Source organism: Vibrio sp. STUT-A11 (assembly GCF_026000435.1).
Lineage (GTDB): Bacteria > Pseudomonadota > Gammaproteobacteria > Enterobacterales > Vibrionaceae > Vibrio.
Genome location: NZ_AP026763.1, coordinates 1,441,132 through 1,459,071, shown reverse-complemented (window position 1 = coordinate 1,459,071; position 17,940 = coordinate 1,441,132). Strand labels below are relative to the sequence as shown.

Annotated in this window: 10 protein-coding genes and 6 pseudogenes; 7 read left to right on the top strand and 9 right to left on the bottom strand. The window is 43.8% G+C overall.

Annotated features, from left to right (window positions below; genetic code table 11):
• Positions 1-15 precede the first annotated feature (15 nt).
• The 4 genes and pseudogenes from OO774_RS06955 (at position 16) to OO774_RS06940 (ending at position 5,324) form a co-directional block, all read left to right on the top strand.
• Positions 16-1,032: a zinc-binding alcohol dehydrogenase family protein gene (locus tag OO774_RS06955; RefSeq protein WP_014232235.1), complete on the top strand. Its 1,017-nt coding sequence runs from the start codon at positions 16-18 to the stop codon at positions 1,030-1,032.
• Between the two features lie 18 nt (positions 1,033-1,050).
• Positions 1,051-2,058, top strand: a complete 1,008-nt coding sequence (locus tag OO774_RS06950) for an Ldh family oxidoreductase (RefSeq protein ID WP_014232236.1) — start codon at positions 1,051-1,053, stop codon at positions 2,056-2,058.
• A gap of 170 nt (positions 2,059-2,228) precedes the next feature.
• Complete coding sequence (locus tag OO774_RS06945) at positions 2,229-4,013, top strand: methyl-accepting chemotaxis protein (protein WP_014232237.1); 1,785 nt, start codon at positions 2,229-2,231, stop codon at positions 4,011-4,013.
• A gap of 212 nt (positions 4,014-4,225) precedes the next feature.
• Positions 4,226-5,324 (top strand): annotated as a pseudogene (locus OO774_RS06940) (IS3 family transposase).
• Positions 5,325-5,528: 204 nt separating this feature from the next.
• Here OO774_RS06940 and OO774_RS06935 read toward each other — a convergent pair.
• Both OO774_RS06935 and OO774_RS06930 read right to left on the bottom strand, forming a co-directional pair.
• On the bottom strand, positions 5,529-5,999 hold the full coding sequence (locus tag OO774_RS06935; protein WP_014232240.1) for a YhcH/YjgK/YiaL family protein: 471 nt from the start codon (positions 5,997-5,999) through the stop codon (positions 5,529-5,531).
• Between the two features lie 373 nt (positions 6,000-6,372).
• On the bottom strand, positions 6,373-7,131 hold the full coding sequence (locus OO774_RS06930) for an FCD domain-containing protein (RefSeq protein WP_148263132.1): 759 nt from the start codon (positions 7,129-7,131) through the stop codon (positions 6,373-6,375).
• 299 nt (positions 7,132-7,430) lie between these two features.
• On the opposite strand from OO774_RS06930, the gene OO774_RS06925 reads away from it, so the two are divergent.
• Positions 7,431-9,665 carry a beta-galactosidase gene (locus OO774_RS06925; RefSeq protein WP_243978686.1) on the top strand — a complete coding sequence of 745 codons (2,235 nt, stop codon included), beginning with the start codon at positions 7,431-7,433 and terminating at the stop codon, positions 9,663-9,665.
• A gap of 491 nt (positions 9,666-10,156) precedes the next feature.
• Here OO774_RS06925 and OO774_RS06920 read toward each other — a convergent pair.
• Together OO774_RS06920 and OO774_RS06915 are read right to left on the bottom strand one after the other, a co-directional pair.
• Positions 10,157-10,485 (bottom strand): annotated as a pseudogene (locus OO774_RS06920) (DDE-type integrase/transposase/recombinase); the annotation flags it as partial.
• Positions 10,486-10,496: 11 nt separating this feature from the next.
• Positions 10,497-10,769: pseudogene (locus OO774_RS06915) on the bottom strand (DUF2007 domain-containing protein); the annotation flags it as partial.
• 384 nt (positions 10,770-11,153) lie between these two features.
• Here OO774_RS06915 and OO774_RS06910 point away from each other — a divergent pair.
• Positions 11,154-12,044 (top strand): annotated as a pseudogene (locus tag OO774_RS06910) (DDE-type integrase/transposase/recombinase).
• Positions 12,045-12,405: 361 nt separating this feature from the next.
• Here OO774_RS06910 and OO774_RS06905 read toward each other — a convergent pair.
• Positions 12,406-12,555, bottom strand: a pseudogene (locus OO774_RS06905) (IS3 family transposase); the annotation flags it as partial.
• 10 nt (positions 12,556-12,565) lie between these two features.
• Here OO774_RS06905 and OO774_RS06900 point away from each other — a divergent pair.
• Positions 12,566-12,802, top strand: a pseudogene (locus OO774_RS06900) (substrate-binding domain-containing protein); the annotation flags it as partial.
• A 64-nt stretch (positions 12,803-12,866) separates the two neighbouring features.
• On the opposite strand, the gene galM reads toward OO774_RS06900, so the two are convergent.
• The 4 genes from galM to galE form a co-directional block, all read right to left on the bottom strand.
• Positions 12,867-13,931, bottom strand: coding sequence for a galactose-1-epimerase (gene galM, locus OO774_RS06895; protein WP_264905715.1), 1,065 nt, complete (start codon positions 13,929-13,931; stop codon positions 12,867-12,869).
• 9 nt (positions 13,932-13,940) lie between these two features.
• Positions 13,941-15,101: a galactokinase gene (gene galK, locus OO774_RS06890; RefSeq protein ID WP_264905772.1), complete on the bottom strand. Its 1,161-nt coding sequence runs from the start codon at positions 15,099-15,101 to the stop codon at positions 13,941-13,943.
• Between the two features lie 123 nt (positions 15,102-15,224).
• Positions 15,225-16,277, bottom strand: a complete 1,053-nt coding sequence (locus OO774_RS06885) for a UDP-glucose--hexose-1-phosphate uridylyltransferase (RefSeq protein ID WP_041170237.1) — start codon at positions 16,275-16,277, stop codon at positions 15,225-15,227.
• A 55-nt stretch (positions 16,278-16,332) separates the two neighbouring features.
• Entirely contained in the window at positions 16,333-17,343 is a 1,011-nt protein-coding gene (gene galE / locus OO774_RS06880; RefSeq protein WP_264905769.1) for a UDP-glucose 4-epimerase GalE, read from the bottom strand.
• Positions 17,344-17,940: the final 597 nt, after the last annotated feature.

Here is a 17,940-nt window from a genome sequence, read left to right as displayed (position 1 = left end):
AATTAAGGTATTAACATGAAAACGCTAATCTGTAACGAACCTCACTCAATCGAGTACATTGAACGTGATATTCCAGAAATACAAGACAACGAGGTACTTCTTAAAATCAATGCGGTTGGTATCTGTGGCACTGACATTCACGCTTATGCAGGTCGTCAGCCGTTCTTCTCTTACCCTCGTGTATTAGGTCATGAAATCTGTGGCACTGCCGAAAAAGTCGGTGCGGCTTGTAAGAGTGCAAAAGTTGGTGAACGCTTCTCTGTTATTCCGTGTATTCCATGTGGCACTTGTGCAGCTTGTGAAGAAGGCAAAACGAACTGTTGTGAAAACGTTTCGCTGTACGGTGTACACCAAGATGGAGGTTTCTCTGAGTTCTTAGCGGTATACGAAGATAACCTGGTTAAGCTTCCAGAAAATGTATCCGCATCTGAAGGTTCGTTGGTTGAGTGCTTTGCTATCAGTGCTCATGCAGTGCGCCGTGCTGAAGTACGTCAAGGTAACAATGTTCTTGTTGTTGGCTCAGGTCCAATTGGTCTTGCTGCCGCAGCAATTGCAAAAGCAGAAGGCGCAACGGTTGCGGTTGCTGATGTCGATGCAGGTCGCCGTGAACACGTTGAGGTAAACCTAGGTGTGCTAGCACTAAACCCTCTTGAAGATAACTACGAAGCAGCGCTCAAAGACGCGTTTAACGGTCGCTTACCCTGCACCGTCCTTGACGCTACAGGCAACAAAGGCTCGATGAGTCGAAGCGTAGAGCTGATTCGCCACGGCGGTAAGATCGTTTTTATCGGTCTCTATATAGGTGATTTGGTTCTAGATGATCCAACGTTCCACAAAAAAGAAACCACATTGCTGAGCAGCCGTAATGCGACTCGTCAAGATTTCGAAAAAGTGATTGAGCTCATGGCCGATGGCAAGGTTTCTCAAAACATTATGAAAAACAAAGAGTACGACTTTCAAACGTTCGGCGAACGCTACAACGAAGATGTCGTAGAAAACCGCGAATTGGTTAAAGGCGTTATCAACTTTTAAGGAATTAAGGATTAAATTATGACAACTGTACGTGTTAATGAAGGACAGCTTCGTGAACTGGCCCTTAGCAAGCTGACTGCGGCTGGGCTAGATGCTGCAACTGCACAAGAAGTTACTGATGTGTTGGTGCACGCTGACAAAACGGGTGTTCACTCTCATGGTGTAATGCGCGTAGAACATTACTGCACTCGCCTAGCGGCTGGTGGCTTAAACAAACAAGCGAAATTCAGTATCGAACAAGTGTCTCCATCAGTCGCGATACTAGACTCTGATGATGGCATGGGTCACTCTGCACTCATTGCAGCAACTGAGCACGGTATTGAAATGGCAGCCGAGACAGGTCTAGGTTTTGTGACCGTGAAAAACACGTCTCACTGCGGTGCACTGTCTTACTTCATGGAACAAGCAACATCACAAGGCATGATTGCGATTGCAATGACTCAAACCGATACTTGTGTTGCACCTCATGGCGGCGCAGAGCGCTTCTTGGGTACTAACCCTATTGCCTTTGGGTTCCCGGTTGAAGGCTCTCACCCAATGATCGTTGATATGGCCACCAGCGCAACGGCATTTGGTAAGCTGCTGCATGCCAAAGAAACGGGACAAAAGATTGGTAAAGGTTTGGCTATCGACAAAGAAGGTAACGAAACAACCAACCCTCACGAGGTAGAAAACCTACTCCCATTTGGAGGCCACAAAGGTTCAGGTATCGCATTGGCAATTGACGCACTAACAGGTGTTTTGATGGGTGCTAACTTCGGCAACCACATCACTCGCATGTACGGTGAATACGACAAGATGCGTAAACTAGCTAGCCTTGTCATCATTATCGACCCAACTCGCCTGGGCACACCGCTCTTCTCCGCCACTATGGCGGTAATGATGCGAGAATTACGTGAGGTTCGCCCAGTTCCTGGAGTAGATAAAGTTCGCGCCCCCAATGACCCTCAGGTCGAGTACAAGGCACAGTGTGAAGAGCAGGGCATCCCAGTTGCGCAAAGTGTATATGACTACCTTATTAGCTAACTTTGCTTTTGGATTTAGGTCCTACTCTTTAGCTAACTTCTTCATTGTTAGTTAATTTTTGGCTGCATTCCCTTCGATAGTCACGGGGTGTAGCCTTTTTTAATTGCATAACCCAACGCAAATAAAGCACTTGTCACTACTTTTAACGCGTGAAACTTCTAGGAAAAGGTATGAAACGGTTATCTTTCAAAACAACAATATTTACCGTCATTCTCACACTGTTGCTTGCTTCAATCACTGTCTCGTTCATGAGCTCTCGATATTTTATTCAAGATGAGTTTGTTGAATCAGACACTCGAGCTGTACAAACTCAAATATCGCTGATAAGCCAACAACTTGAAAATCAGTTTTCATACTATATCCAATTGGCTAACAGCATTCCCGTCAACCTATCAAATGTAGCACAAGTACTCGAATCATCAAGCTTCCACCGCATCACAAAAGTGATGTATGGTTCGGTTTTCAGCCCAGACCCGTCCATTCCGTTTGTAGAGAACAATCCTCCAACCTTTTTGGAGTTAGACGCAACTCAAGAGGCGCGATACCGCCAAATAGCTAAGTTTGCTGAGACAAACGACTACATTGGCTCTATCGAGCACGTAGATGGTTTACCTATCATTGCCATTGCACACCCATCTATAGACAGTAGCGGTGGCATCGATATCTTCGAAATTAACTTGCAACCATCACTAGATAACCTTTCGATGCTGAATCGCGAAGGCAGTTTCATTGAACTCATCGATAACAACGCTCAAATGCTGTTCACGAACAAAGACTCGTCAAACACTCATAGCATTACCCTACCGATTCAATTCGATCAACAGCAATGGCAGGTGATCGGGCACGTTGACAGTGATTACATCGACGCACACACCTCAGCGCTCAACCAAAAGATCCTCTTGACCACATTGTTCGCAGCTGTGCTCCTAGTCGCCATTGGCATGACAATCATTCACTTTGCCTACAAACCAATTGTAGAGTTAAGAACGTTAGTTGGTGAACTAGCCAATGGTGAAGGTGATTTAACCCAACAACTCATCGTTAAAAGCGATGACGATTTAGGCAATATCGCGAAAAGCATCAACGAGTTCATTCGACAACTCAATACCATGCTTCGAGAGGTTCAAGGGCTTAGTGGTCACTCTACAACCGAAATCCATCAACTCCATACGCAAACAGTGTCAAACAAAGAAATGGTACAACAGCATAACGAAGAGATGGAACGAGCGGCAACGGCAGTGACAGAAATGAGTGCAACGGCCGAGCTAGTCTCACAAAGTGCCTCCCACTCTGCCAAACTTACTCAGCAAGCCATTACTCATGCACAACAAAGCGATAATGTCGTTCACTCTGCGGTAGCAAGCGTTGACGCGCTCAATCAAGAGTTTGAAGTGATGTCGAGCTCAATTAACTCGATGGTGTCGGACGTAGAACAAATTCATTCTGTGCTGGGTGTGATTGGCGGGATTGCCGAGCAAACTAACTTACTTGCACTCAATGCTGCAATTGAAGCTGCGCGGGCGGGCGAACAAGGCCGCGGCTTCGCTGTTGTCGCTGATGAAGTTCGCGCTTTAGCGGCAAGAACTCAAGACAGTACTAGCCAGATCAATGAGATGTTGAACTCTTTGCACTCCAGTAGCGAAACGGTCGTCACTTCACTGAATGACACTCAACAGCGCTGCAGAGAAACTTCGGCGTCAACAACACAGATAACACAATCACTCGAAGAGGTGATCAATGCCATCAATGCCATTGGTGAAACCAGTGAACAGATCGCTCAAGCTGCTGCCGAACAAACTAAAGTCAGTAGTGAGATTGATTCAAATATGACTTCGATGAACCAAATGGTTCAGGTTTTGGATACGAACTCTCAGCAAGCAACCGTTAACATGGAGCAATTAGCCGCGACCAATCAATCACTGGAAAACATAGTTAAGCGATTCAAACTCCATTAATGATAATGACTTAATAAGTGTCTATAAACATCATAAAACCGAGCAATTAAAGACATTGATTTATAGCCTAATATTTGTGGCGTGAAGAGTTTTGTAATATGAGGTTTAATCGGTACTAACCAGATCCCCTTATTCTAGTCCAGTCTATACTTAGTAATGTGCATCCAACTAAGGAGATGATGAACATGAAAAAACGATTCAATGAACAATAAATCCTGCCATTTTAAATAAAGCGGAAGTAGGTATCCCCGCCAGAGCGCTTTGCCGCAAACATGGGATACCGGATGCGACTTTCTATACATGGCGTAAAAATACGCAGGACTGGATATCTCTGAAACCCGCAGCCTTAAGGCGCTGGAAGACGAGAACGCTCGGCTCAAAAAGCTGCTGGCTGAAACGCTGCTGGACTTAGAAGCACTGAAAATAGCTCTCAGCCAAAAGTACTGACCGTCTAGGACAAACGCAAGGCTGTCAAAGTCATTCAGAAAGGCACCCAGCTTTCAGAACGAAGAGCCTGTCTGCTCGTCGGTATTCAACGCGCGTCAATGCGATATCAACCTCAAGCTTACCGCGAGGATGATAAGCTTCAGGCTCGTATAAAGGAGGTGGCATTGGAACGACGTCGATTTGGTTATAGTCGAATCCATCGCCTTCTTAGGCGAGAAGGTTTTGATGTTAACCATAAGCGATTTTATCGCTTGTACTGCGAATTAGGATTAACGACCAGTAGAAAATCACAGAGTGTTGTGCGAGAGCCTCTCTTGCTTCCTTCAGTACCAAATCACACTTGCTCTATTGCTCTATGGACTTTGTGATGGATGCGCTCAGTAACGGCAGACGGATTAAACGCCTGACGATTGTGGATGACTATACAAAGGACTGCCTAGATATTCCTGGTGCTACAGGGATCTCGGGGATGAAGTTATGACCACACTGGAGTCTATCCCTACTTTTCGAGGTTATCCAGAAGCGATTCGAACGGATCAAGGCCCAGAATTTACAGGGAAAGCGCTCGACCAATGGGCTTATCAGCATGGTGTGATTTTAAAATTAATCCAGGCATGGAAACCGACACAAAATGCTTATATTGAAAGTTTTAATGGTAAGTTCAGAGATAAATGTTTAAACGAGCACTGGTTTAGGGATTTGAGTCATGCTCGTGACCTAATCAGCCTCTGGCGATTGGATTACAATGAAAATCGCCCCCACTCAGCTCTGCGTTACCTGACACCGTCTGAGTTTGCAGCGACCACAAGAACGGCACGAAACAGTGGTAATTTAACAAGAACCACTAACAAAGTTTTGGAATAGTTCTTGGGGGTAGGTCACTGCCATATTACAGGTCTTACACAGGTTATTGATTACGAGATGTCATCGATGGGGTCGACTTTGATGGGCTATCACTACTATCCAACTAGAGCTTAGTTGTACCAATATTGCTCATCGTCTCTGACGCCACTTTTTACGTAATGTTTGTTAATCTAGCAGTGATACCAAAGTGCTACAAAGAAAAAGCTAAACCGGCAAAGTATACGGTATCTTGATGATCGCTTTCACAACCTTGCAAGGCTCTTCAACGGCACATAAGGGGCGATGGACTTGGTTCGGATAAAACACCGCAAAGTCACCCGCTCGCAACGAAACAAACTGCTCTTGCTCTACGTCACGCAGAAAGTCCACATCATTGTTCAAACGTACGAGAGCCAGTTTATCCGCCGATAGATGGTTCGAATAGCCAAGTTTTTCTTCCCCCGATTTAACGATTTGGACATCAATATATTCTTTATGATACTCAGCCTTACGAGATTCTAACGGCTCTGTATTCGCAGACACTAACACAACGAAAGCGCCCTGATGTGAAAGCTCATACTTACCGTCTTCTATAGATTCATCGTTCGCGAGAACCCAAGCTTCTCGAATCAATGCTTTCATTGTTGGGTGGATATAACCGACTAGTTCTAATCTGTGTATATTTCCAAATAACATTTTTTGTCCTCTAAATATCTCAATGTGTCGCTAAGCTGCCAACAACTCTTACCTCATGGTCTCTGGCTTTGATGATTTCTATGAACTCAATGTCGATATTGTAATTGATGTTGAAGCAGCAACCTAAACTAAGAATACCCGTTGCAATACAATTAGAGTCAGTCAAAATTGTTGTTCATCAATTACACTAAAACAAAAGCTCAACAGACCAAAGCGGAAAACCAATATAACCACTGGTTAACCAAAAAAACACAGAGATTATGTGTTTTTTAATTTATTTATTGATTTGCGTGAGGTTGTTCACACTAATAGATAGAAAGGCTGAAGAGAACAAAGGCTTTGCTGCGCAAAGCCAAAAAAATTAAAAGATCGATTATATTTCTAAGTCCATTGTAAAGAAGTAATCATCCAGATCCGCTTCTACGCTTTCAGCACTGGCTATTTTCAATAGCTCTTGCTTACTATTTTCGATGTGATTCCATACAGCTTGCTTTGCTTCCTCAGGGTTACGTTTTTGTAAAGCCATGAAGATTTTCTTATGGTCCTCCAACCAAACTTCTTTTAGTACTTCTTCATGCAAGTACTTGTCATTTAGAGCTTTCCACAAAGGATTCTGAGTACGAACACTGCGCCACATCTCGCTTGCTTGATTAATAAGAACACGGTTCTGTGTCGAGTCAGCAATTAGAATGTGGAATTTACGGTCAAGCTCTTCAAAACGCTCACTGTCCCCGTTCAGTTCCTTCTCTTGCTCTAAGAGCACTCGCTTAAGTTCTCGTAACTCATTAATTTTAATCTGGGTAGCAGCAAATCCCGCAATATTACTCTCGATAATTTGTCGCGCTTGAAGGAGTTCAAATGGGCCAATATCATTGTGTGGAACAATGGTGCAAGAAGCAACTTTATCTGGAGAATCAATAAAGTAGATACCTGCTCCTTGGCGAACTACAACCAAACCTTTCAACTCCAACATGATTATAGCTTCTCGTATAGTAGCACGACTGGTGTCAAAACGTTCACTCAGATCACGTTCAGAAGGAAGTCTCTCTCCTGCTTTGAACACACCTGAGTAGAGCAACTCTTCAATCTGTAGACCAATGTCGTAGTAACGGCGCTTTGTTGTTTTCATCATTTATATCCTAACCTGAATGCCAGCCCAACGGTCTACCTGGCGTTATTGTTTGTTTATTCTATTGTACCAGTCTACCAATAGCGCGCAAAGACCGATAGGTCGCATTTTGGTTCCCTATCTGTAAGACAAGATAGGGAATATATAGTTATAACGTAATAGCTCAAAGAGTAGTAATTGGTAGCGATCCTGTAAATAGTGCGATTACGATCAATTATTGGTCTTACCAAAGATAATATTGGTTAACAAATGAAAATTTAAAACTTAAAATTTAAAAAGACCCTTTACAGGAGAATACAACAATGACACCAACTATAAATGATGTGGTTAGACACTCAGAGCACGATAGTTCCATCTCTTTATTTGATTTTTCCACACAAGATATACCTGCTGAATTCCGCTTTAACAACATAGATGCATCAATGACATTAGAAAGCAAATTGAAAATTCATTGCCACAGCGCTGAAAACATGTATACATCAGTTTTAATAGAACCTGTAGATGGTGACAAATGGGACTGGAGCCAAATGCCAAATTTTTGCTTTGCATTTGAAGCTAAAAACCTTGGTTCGCGATCGACACAAGTTTTTATCAACATCTTTGATTCAAAAGGACAAATGCACAGCCGCTGCGTTAATGTCACAGGTAACACAAGTAACTCTTATTTAATTGAACTTAAAGGAGATTACTTAAAGGGCAATACAAATCACTATTCTGGTTTTCGTTCCCCCCCTGCTCCATGGGACAGTCCGTTTGTCTATGCTACATGGATGTGGGGAGTAATGAATATTGACTTGTCGGACATAGTACAAATCGAGCTGAGTATTCATGGTACACTCATTGATCATAAGCTAGAATTATCTAATTTCCGATTAATGCTCAGCCCAGAGTACAATCCAAATTATTTATCTCAAATTATTGATTGCTACGGGCAAAACGCTAACTGCGAATATCCAGAAAAAGTGTACAATGATGAAGAACTCAAACTGTTTACTGAGCGCGAACTTCAGGATTTAAAACAAGGAGCAATGGCTGACCGTTCACGCTTTGGTGGTTATATCCAAGGTAAACGTTATGAAGCCACTGGTTTCTATCGTACTGAAAAAGTTGATGGGAAATGGTCACTTATTGATCCAGAAGGCTACCTCTACTTTGCAACAGGTATCGATGTCATCCGCCTAGCCAACTCATATACTCAAACCGGTATCGACTATGATCATTCAAAAGTGGAGCAGCGGTCCCCAGATGACACGACCCCTGAAGACTCTATTGAGAAATTTGAAGTGTCAATGGAAGCCAAGAAGACCGCCTTCGTTGGCAGTACTGTACGTCGTAATTGCTTCCAATGGCTACCGAGTTATCAAGAAGATTTAGGCGAGCACTATGCATACATGCGTGAAAACTTTGAAGGAGCACTTGAACAAGGTGAAACCTTTAGTTTCTACGCTGCAAACTTACAACGCAAGTATGGTAAAGACTACATGCAGAAATGGCGTGAAGTCACACTGGATCGTATGCTCAACTGGGGCTTTACATCACTTGGTAACTGGACCGCTCCTGAGTTTTATTCAAATGAAAAAGTGCCTTTTTTCGCCAATGGGTGGATCATTGGTGAGTTTAAAACGGTTAGCAGCGGCGATGATTTCTGGTCACCACTGCCTGATCCATTCGATCCAATATTTAAAGAGCGCGCTATTGCGACAGTGAAACAAGTCAGAGCCGAAATTAAAGACACGCCTTGGTGTGTAGGTATCTTTATCGACAATGAAAAGAGCTGGGGTCGTATGGGAACAATTCAAGGCCAACACGGAATTGCCATCCATACCTTAAGTCGTGATGCACAAGAATCACCAACAAAAGCTGAGTTCATGAAAGTACTGAAAAAAAAGTATTTGAGTATTGAAGCTCTAAACATCTGTTGGAATACAGATATCGCCTCTTGGGATGCGTTAAGTTCCGGAGTTAATGGGTTAAAGCACAACGAAGCTCAACTTGAAGATTACTGTTTACTGCTTGAAACATATGCCTCTCAGTACTTCAAAGTCGTTCGTGAAGCACTGAAAAGCGAACTTCCAAATCACCTTTACCTAGGGTGTCGATTTGCTGACTGGGGTATGACGCCAAATGTTGTTCGTGCTGCTGCTAAATACTGTGATGTGATAAGTTACAATTACTATAAAGAAGGTTTACATCCACAGGCTTGGCAGTTCTTAGCCGAAGTAGATATGCCGAGTATCATTGGTGAATTCCATATTGGTTCTAAAGACACGGGGCTTTATCACCCAGGCCTAGTCACGGCAGGTAACCAACAAGAACGTGGAGAAATGTTCGAGGCGTACTTGCATTCCGTCATCGACAACCCGTACTTCGTTGGTGCTCATTGGTTCCAATATGTCGACTCACCTATCACCGGTCGCTCCTACGATGGAGAAAATTACAACGTAGGCTTTGTATCCATAGCGGATATACCATACAAACCTATGATTAAAGCCGCCAAGCGTCTCCATAGCTGTATGTATAAACGGCGTTATAAGTAATCATATATTCATCAGGCCCATACTAACTATTCTCATGGGCCTTTAATCGGTCTGAAGTTTAGAACCATGCATAATGTTCGGTACGAAAATCTTAAAACTAGCTATGATTTTGATTTATAGCCATATTTTTGTGACAGGGAGCATATTGTGCGAAGTAGAGACTATATTTGCTTGAGAAACTGAAAAATATATAGATATTTTTCGACAAAATGACAGACTACGGTTTTGAAATGTCAAATGGACGGCCACACAACCAAATACTTGGACAAGACAGTAATGAGACAGGCGTCATGCCCTTCTTGAGTCAAAAATATTGGCGAGACAACCCTCACCAAATAGCGATAATAAGCAATCGACAGAGCCAAGGCAGTATACATAAGGTCGATCGCTATATGGGTCAGAAGGCTCAGTACATTATTGGTACCATCTTTCATGCATGAACCAATATTCCTAGTTAGAGCACGATGAAATCTAGCCAACACATTATTGCTGTCACTAAGAAAAATAACACCTTTAGGCTTACCACGAGACTCATAAGCAATCAAAAGAGCTTTGCCTGTTAGCTTAGAATCAGGTGATAGAGTCATCGACCAACCAATCAATTTGCGAGCAAAAGATCGATAACAACCGCTAAGAACATCCACCGATTACCCGTCCAAATATACGTGACATCACCAGCCCATACCTCATTTGGGGCGGTAACGTCTAACTGACGACCTAAGTGATTTGGAACTTCAATATGTTCTTGTTAAGCCTTTCTGTAGTGGAGCTTTGGCTCTTGGCAACTCACTAAACCAAGAGTTCTCATAAGCTTTGTTGCTCAGATATCTATGCACTACCACAGTTTTTGCAAACACATTTTTCTTCATCCACCACAGCTTCGCTATCCAATGACTCTGATAACTCACCACTAAGTATTTGTATCGCTTTCTCGATATCACTCTCAGACACCATCAGGCGAACACCACCCATGGTGATCGTGTAAAGCCACTGAGTATTTACCGCGTCTTCGTCAGGGATATGACTTTCTATCCCTGCACTTTGTAGACTCGCTTTCACAATATGAGCTTCATGAGCAAAAGAAAACTTCGCTACTACAATCATATATTTCTCCTTGTGGTTGAGACGAGTGGTATACCCTCTCCCGTAAATCGACAACACTAGTATGGTAATTATTTAAACTGTAGACACCATGTTCGATGGTCCCATTCATCCAGTTTCTACTTAGTCAACAACTTTTGCATCTATGCTTTTGATTCAAAAAATTATTATCCTAGATAAGTCCACCACTCATACTAATAATCTATAGTTTTCCTTAGCAATTGTAAGACCTAAGAGTATAAATTCTAGTATGGATTAATACTAATGACAGGGCAAACTCGCGAGCAATTTATGGAGATTAAAGACATCGTTTCCGTAAATCCCCCTCTGGGAGGATAGTTGTCACTGTTAAAATTTAACAAGTTTGGGGCGGTAGCAGAGTAAAGAATGTCTCGTTATTCGCAGGAAAGAAAAGAAGCAGTACTAAGGAAGTTGTTACCACCATACTCTCGCTCAGTAGCGGAGGTCGCAAAAGAAGAAGGAATCCATGAAGCAACCCTGTACAATTGGCGACAAGCGCTAAGAGAATCAGGAGCCGTTGTGCCAGACAGTAATACTTCTTCCGAGCAGTGGTCAGCTCAAACCACACTGGCAGTTGTCGCAGAAACTTATTCCATGACCGAGAATGAACTGAGCCAGTACTGCCGTGAGAAAGGGTTGTATACAGAGCAGTTGGCAAAAGGCATCTAAACCAACAAGTTATACGGCAAAAGGTCCGAACCAAGTCTTCACTTGGGATATTACCTATCTGCCGTCAGGAGAGCGAGGTCAGCACTGTTATCTGTACGTGATAGAAGATATCTACCGCAGGAAAATCGTGGTTTATGAGGTGCATGACCGAGAGTGTGGCGAACTGGCTGCGCAGTTACTGCAACGCACACTGATGCGTGAGCAGTGCTTCAATCAGCCTCTGGTTCTGCACTCAGATAACGGCGGACCAATGAAGTCGTTGACGCTTAAAGCCAAAACGGAAGAGCTGGGTATCACGCCTTCCTATAGCCGTCCAAGAGTTAGTGATGATAACTCAATAGTCTTGAAGCAAGCCGCAAATGGGTAGAGACCTTCGTTGCTTGGTATAACACTGAGCATAAGCACTGCCGTTTGAACTACGTTACCCCATCAGAACGTCACAGTGATCAAGATGCAGCGATTTTAAGTCATCGAGCAGAAGTGCTGATGGAGCTTAAAAGACAATAACCAGAGAGCTGGTCGCGGAATATCAGGAACTGCGAGCCGATCGGAGAGGTTTACCTAAATCCAGAAAAAGAAGCTGCTTAATAGTTAAGCATGTAGTGACAACTGTCTTGAAAAACGCCGAAATCTCCCCAGCAAAAGATCATACTATTGTCAATTTACCGTATGATACAACTCATAAGGTTTAGAGGATAAACCACTTTTTAACAAATAGTATCCGAATTCGGTATCATCATTCGAATTGGACGCATCTCTTTAATGAACTTTAACGAGTACTAGGATGCGTTCCGTGAGTTTATTCACATATAAAGGTAGCTTCATCTGGGATTAGGTCATTAGGATGAAATGGTAGGTATTTCTGGGTATACGGCGGTAACTTCGACTATGAAATTAATGACCGTTAGTTTTGCATCAATGATCTGCTTCAGCCAGATTGGATACTCTATTAAGCGACATTTTGCTGTTTAAGGTTAACCGACCTTAGATACCACAGAACACCATACCTTCTGGTTCGATTATAATTAATCTCGATGTATTCGAAGATCGTTTAACATCTCTAATCCGTTGTCATTATAGGCTCATATTGTACAACCTCTGCTCAGGACATTAAGGTACCAGCTAAAGTATCAATGGTAGGATTTGATGATGGCTTAATTGCACACTTTGTTCATCCTCGTTTAACTGCAGTGCGCTATACAATAGATATAATGATTGAACGTGCCACTCGATTGGCTTTGACACTGTCTCGTAACGAACAAGATGAAGATGAAGATGAAGATGAAGATGAAACTATTATTTTCAGCCCAACATTAGTGCGCAGAAATTCTGTTGAGCGTTGTTGATTATCTGTATCCGATTGACTAGGAATCAAAAAAAGGTGGGCATAGAGCCCACCAAAAATGCTATCTAAAATTCAAACTGATACACGGTTCGATGCTGATAGCAATCCCCTGAGCTCAACACCCCACTGTTGAGTCCCCATTCTGGTTTATTTGGTCCATCAGGAAAGTATTGCGTTTCCAAGGCAAGGCCGTCATAAAGCGCGTAAGTTTTGCTTGCGCCCGGCACACCTGCTAAAAAGTTTCCAGAATAGAACTGTATGGCTGGTTTAGTGGTTTTGACCTTCATCACCACATCTTCTTTGGGTGCAATAAGAACCGCGGCAACAGACACACAATCGGTCACTTTAGGCTTGAACACAAAGGCGTGATCGTAGCCACCCGCGTTTTTCTGATCCTGCTCGCTAAGAAATGCCTGGCCAATAAGTTTTGGCTCGGTGAAATCAAAACTGGTACCAGAGACAGGTTTTTGTTCACCCGTAGGAATTAAACCCGCATCCGTTGGCAAGTAATGCTCTGCACTAAGCTGCAACGTATGGTCCAAACTTTTCGCGTTGCTCGCCTCGCCCGCCAAGTTAAAGTAAGCGTGGTTAGTTAAATTCACCGGAGAGGTTTTATCGGTATTCGCTTCATAGGCAATAACGAGTTCATTCTCATCGGTTAACGTGTATGTGACTTTGACATCGAGATTGCCAGGATAACCTTGGTCACCATCAGGCGATCGAAGCGTAAAAACAACTTGTCGATCACTTTGTTCGGCAATCTTCCAACGGCGTTTATCGAACCCATCCAAGCCTCCGTGGAGCGAGTTTTCACCGTTATTAATACCAAGTTGATAATGCTCTCCATCGATCTCAAATCGACCATTTGCAATACGGTTGGCAAAACGACCGACGATGGCACCAAAATAGGCGTCTTGCTTCATGTGTTCTGCCATATTTGGCGAGCGCAATAGCACTTCACGGTGTTCACCATCTAACGGCAGCGTGCAACTCAACCAAGTCGCACCAATATCCATAAACGATGCCGTCATACCATTTGCATTAGTAAGCTGGAGCAGATTCGCCGCTTGACCGTCAAACGATGGCGTTTGAATCATCGCTTGTTCTAATTGTTCAAAATATTCTTTCATCGCCTGCCCTTACAACGCTTCGATCAGACCTGCGCCATCCTGGGCTTTACAAACATAAATCGACGCTGTTAAACCTGTCGCAGCTTCATATTTAGCTTCTACCGTCGATTTCACTTCATCCACTAATGCAGGTGGAACCAACGCCACAATACAACCACCGAAGCCACCGCCGGTCATGCGCACACCTCCTTCTTCGCCAATCACCTCTTTCACCATCTCAACTAAGGTGTCGATTTCTTTGACGGTAATTTCGAAATCATCACGCATTGATGTATGCGACTGAGCCATCAGTTCACCCATGCGTTTAATATCATGCGAACGGAGCGCTTTTGCCGCTTCGACTGTGCGGTCGTTTTCGGTGATCACATGACGCGCACGTTTTGCCACCATTTCATCCAACTCAGAGACTTTCTCGTTGAACTGCTCAATGGTGACATCGCGTAGAGCTTTAACACCAAAGATTCGTGCCGCTTCTTCACACTGTTCACGACGAGTGTTGTATTCGCTGTCAACCAGACCACGTTTTTTATTCGAGTTAATGATCACGACAGCCATGTCCTCTGGCATAGAAACGGCTTCTGTTTCCAGACTACGGCAGTCCAATAACATGGCGTGGTTTTCACGGCCTTCTGCCGAAATCATTTGATCCATGATGCCGCAGTTACAACCAACAAATTCGTTCTCGGCTTGCTGTCCATTTAATGCGATTTCCGCCTGGCTAATTTCCAGGTTGAAGAGCACTTTGAACGTCTGACCAATCACGACTTCCAGTGCCGCTGATGAGCTCAACCCCGCACCTTGAGGAACATTGCCGCTGACAGAGATATCAGCACCGGTAAACTGGTAGCCACGAGCCAACAGACACTTCACGACACCGCGAATGTAGTTTGCCCACATTTTGTCTTCTTGGAACGTGATTTCTTGAGTGATATCGAATTCATCAACCGCGTTATCGTAATCAACCGATACCACGCGTACTAGGTTGTCTTCACGCTTTGCTGCCGCAACAACCGTTTGATAGTTAATTGCACATGGCAGTACAAAACCATCGTTGTAGTCGGTGTGTTCACCAATCAGGTTTACACGACCAGGCGCTTGGATAATATGGCTTGGCGCATAGCCCAACACGTTCTCAAAAGACGCTTTCACATTTTGGATTAAATCAGACATAGTTAAATCTCGGTTTCAAATTGAATTTAGATCCCCGAACCCTTTGTTCATTCGCGATCGTGAACCACTTATTTGATTTTCTGTTTTTAGGTTCTAGGACCTAGGATCCTAGAACCGCCCAAATCACTGTTCTTTGTAGTGCAAATCACTTACATCACGCAGACGCTGTGCCGCCTGCTCTGCGGTTAAGTCGCGTTGGCTTTCAGCCAGCATTTCGTAACCCACCATAAACTTACGTACTGTCGCACTACGTAATAGTGGCGGGTAGAACAGTGCGTGAAGCTGCCAATGGTCGATGTCTGTGCCCTGTTCAAAGAAAGGGGCGTAGTGCCAACCCATTGAGTAAGGGAAAGAACATTGGAATAAATTGTCATAACGGCTGGTCAGCTTTTTAATAGCGACAGCCAAGTCGTCACGCTGCTCATTACTTAACTCGCTCATACGGCGGATGTGTGTTTTCGGTAGCAGCATGGTTTCGAATGGCCACGCCGCCCAATAAGGGACAACCGCAACCCAATGTTCGGTTTCTACCACGACGCGGGAGCCGTCTTTTATCTCTGCCTGCACATAGTCCACCAGCAGGTTAGTGCCGTTTTCTTGGTAGTAAGCTTTTAGGTTCTGCTCTTTGCGTTCAATCTCGTTTGGTAAGAAGCTGTTCGCCCAAATTTGACCGTGTGGATGCGGTTGAGAACAGCCCATAGTTTCACCCTTGTTCTCAAATGCTTGAACCCAAACGTACTCTTTGCCTAGCTCTTCAATTTGCTCGTTCCACGTGTCAATCACACCACGAATTTTGTCCACGGGTAGTTCAGGTAGGGTTTTGCTGTGGTCTGGAGAGAAACAAATCACTCGGCTTAAACCGCGCACACCTTGGGTTTTAAATAGTGAGCTTTCTGATTCTGGCGCATCTGGTGAATCCACCATCAGAGCAGCAAAATCATTATTGAACACGTACGTACCTTGATAATCTGGGTTAACATCGCCAGAAATACGCTCATTTGTCGGGCACAGGAAGCAGTTCTCATCGTAGCTTGGTAGCTCATCTATCGCAGCTTTCTCATCCGCGCCACTCCAAGGACGTTTTGCACGATGTGGTGAAACTAAAATCCATTGACCCGTTAGTGGGTTGTAACGACGGTGTGGATGATCCACTGGGTTAAATTCAACGTTCGACATTTTACTTACTCAACTTAATATTCTTGCTAGTCCGACGCGCTGCACCGGATTTAAATTAGTAACCTTGTGGGTTCTTAGATTGCCAACTCCAAGCATCGGCAGTCATTTCAGAAATGCTGCGAATTGCTTTCCAACCCAGATCTCGCTCTGCCTTATCTGTGCTCGCCCAACATTCCGCAATATCACCCGGACGACGTGGGCATAGCTCGTAAGGTACAGGTTTACCGCAAGCAGCACCGAAAGCTTCCAGCATTTCAATTACGCTAGAGCCTTTACCTGTACCTAGGTTGTAAATGTGCAACCCCTCTTTCTCACCCACTGATTTCAATGCCGCAATATGACCATCAGCCAAGTCCATTACGTGGACGTAATCACGCACCCCTGTACCGTCTGGCGTTTGGTAGTCGTTACCAAATACCGAGAGTTTTTCACGACGGCCAACCGCGACTTGTGCGATGAACGGCATCAAGTTGTTTGGAATACCTTGTGGGTCTTCGCCCATTGTGCCCGATGGATGCGCGCCAACAGGATTGAAGTAACGCAGCAAAGTGATGCTCCAATCCCTTTCTGCATTGAACAAATCACTCAAACACTCTTCCACCATGTATTTACTGCGCCCATATGGGTTTGTGGTTGCGCCTGTTGATGAGTTTTCTGTGATCGGAACGATTTCTGGATCGCCGTAGACGGTTGCAGAAGAGCTGAATATGATGCTCTTCACACCCGCTTTACGCATACTGCGCGCCAACACCAATGAACCATTGACGTTGTTATCGTAATATTCCAATGGCTTGACGACTGACTCACCTACCGCTTTCAGGCCAGCAAAGTGGATCACCGCTTGAATGTCATGCTTAGCGAATACTGAGTCCAAAAATACTTCATCACGAATATCGCCTTGGTAGAACGCTGGCTGTTTTCCAGTTAGCGCTTCAATACGGCTCAATACTTCTGTTTTGGCATTACACAAGTTATCGACAATGATGGGCTCCATACCAGCCTCAATCATCTGAACGCATGTGTGACTACCGATGTAACCCATACCACCTGTGACAAGAACTTTCACTTTTGCTTCTCCGCTATTGCTACTTCCTGCTCGGTACCGGACCTGATGCTCACTGAGCCAGCGTTATACACACCAAGTCGATACGCCCAATTCTTCACTGGTTAAAATTCTATCAACCAAAACCGATTTAGATCCGTGATCAAACTCAAATTAGTGTAAACGTTTCCACTAAATAAAATAGAATTACTTTAGATAATTTGTAGACACAACGGACATAAATATCCTCAAACACCAGAATTAAACAGTAATCATTCCGTTTGGTAAAATGTGACTTACAAAACAACCATTAAATTTGTAACCGTTACCATAAAATATATTCTTTATAAACATCAAAAGTTATGTACTTGTAACATAACTTTGTCGGATCGGTAGCACTCGTTACCGAGTGCCACCCTCCTAAGATGTACGGACTCCCTCCCCTCGAGGAACTACGGTTTAAGTTGACCAAAACCTAACTAAGAGTCCATACAATGCAGAAATATAATGTTATAGCGATCGGTTTGGCAAAAATGTCTTTCAGACCTGTAAATTAGGCCCACAAGGAAAAAATTATACACAATCGTGAAATATGCAGACGAAGCCGAAAGAACTTTTTAC

What these genes read in the sequence shown, in the direction of transcription:
- OO774_RS06885 (WP_041170237.1), bottom strand. Translation starts at nt 16,277, where the DNA reads ATGTCGAACGTTGAATTTAACCCAGTGGATCATCCACACCGTCGTTAC.
- galK (WP_264905772.1), bottom strand. Translation starts at nt 15,101, where the DNA reads ATGTCTGATTTAATCCAAAATGTGAAAGCGTCTTTTGAGAACGTGTTG.
- OO774_RS06935 (WP_014232240.1), bottom strand. Translation starts at nt 5,999, where the DNA reads ATGTTATTTGGAAATATACACAGATTAGAACTAGTCGGTTATATCCAC.
- OO774_RS06925 (WP_243978686.1), top strand. Translation starts at nt 7,431, where the DNA reads ATGACACCAACTATAAATGATGTGGTTAGACACTCAGAGCACGATAGT.
- OO774_RS06950 (WP_014232236.1), top strand. Translation starts at nt 1,051, where the DNA reads ATGACAACTGTACGTGTTAATGAAGGACAGCTTCGTGAACTGGCCCTT.
- OO774_RS06945 (WP_014232237.1), top strand. Translation starts at nt 2,229, where the DNA reads ATGAAACGGTTATCTTTCAAAACAACAATATTTACCGTCATTCTCACA.
- OO774_RS06930 (WP_148263132.1), bottom strand. Translation starts at nt 7,131, where the DNA reads ATGATGAAAACAACAAAGCGCCGTTACTACGACATTGGTCTACAGATT.
- OO774_RS06955 (WP_014232235.1), top strand. Translation starts at nt 16, where the DNA reads ATGAAAACGCTAATCTGTAACGAACCTCACTCAATCGAGTACATTGAA.
- galM (WP_264905715.1), bottom strand. Translation starts at nt 13,931, where the DNA reads ATGAAAGAATATTTTGAACAATTAGAACAAGCGATGATTCAAACGCCA.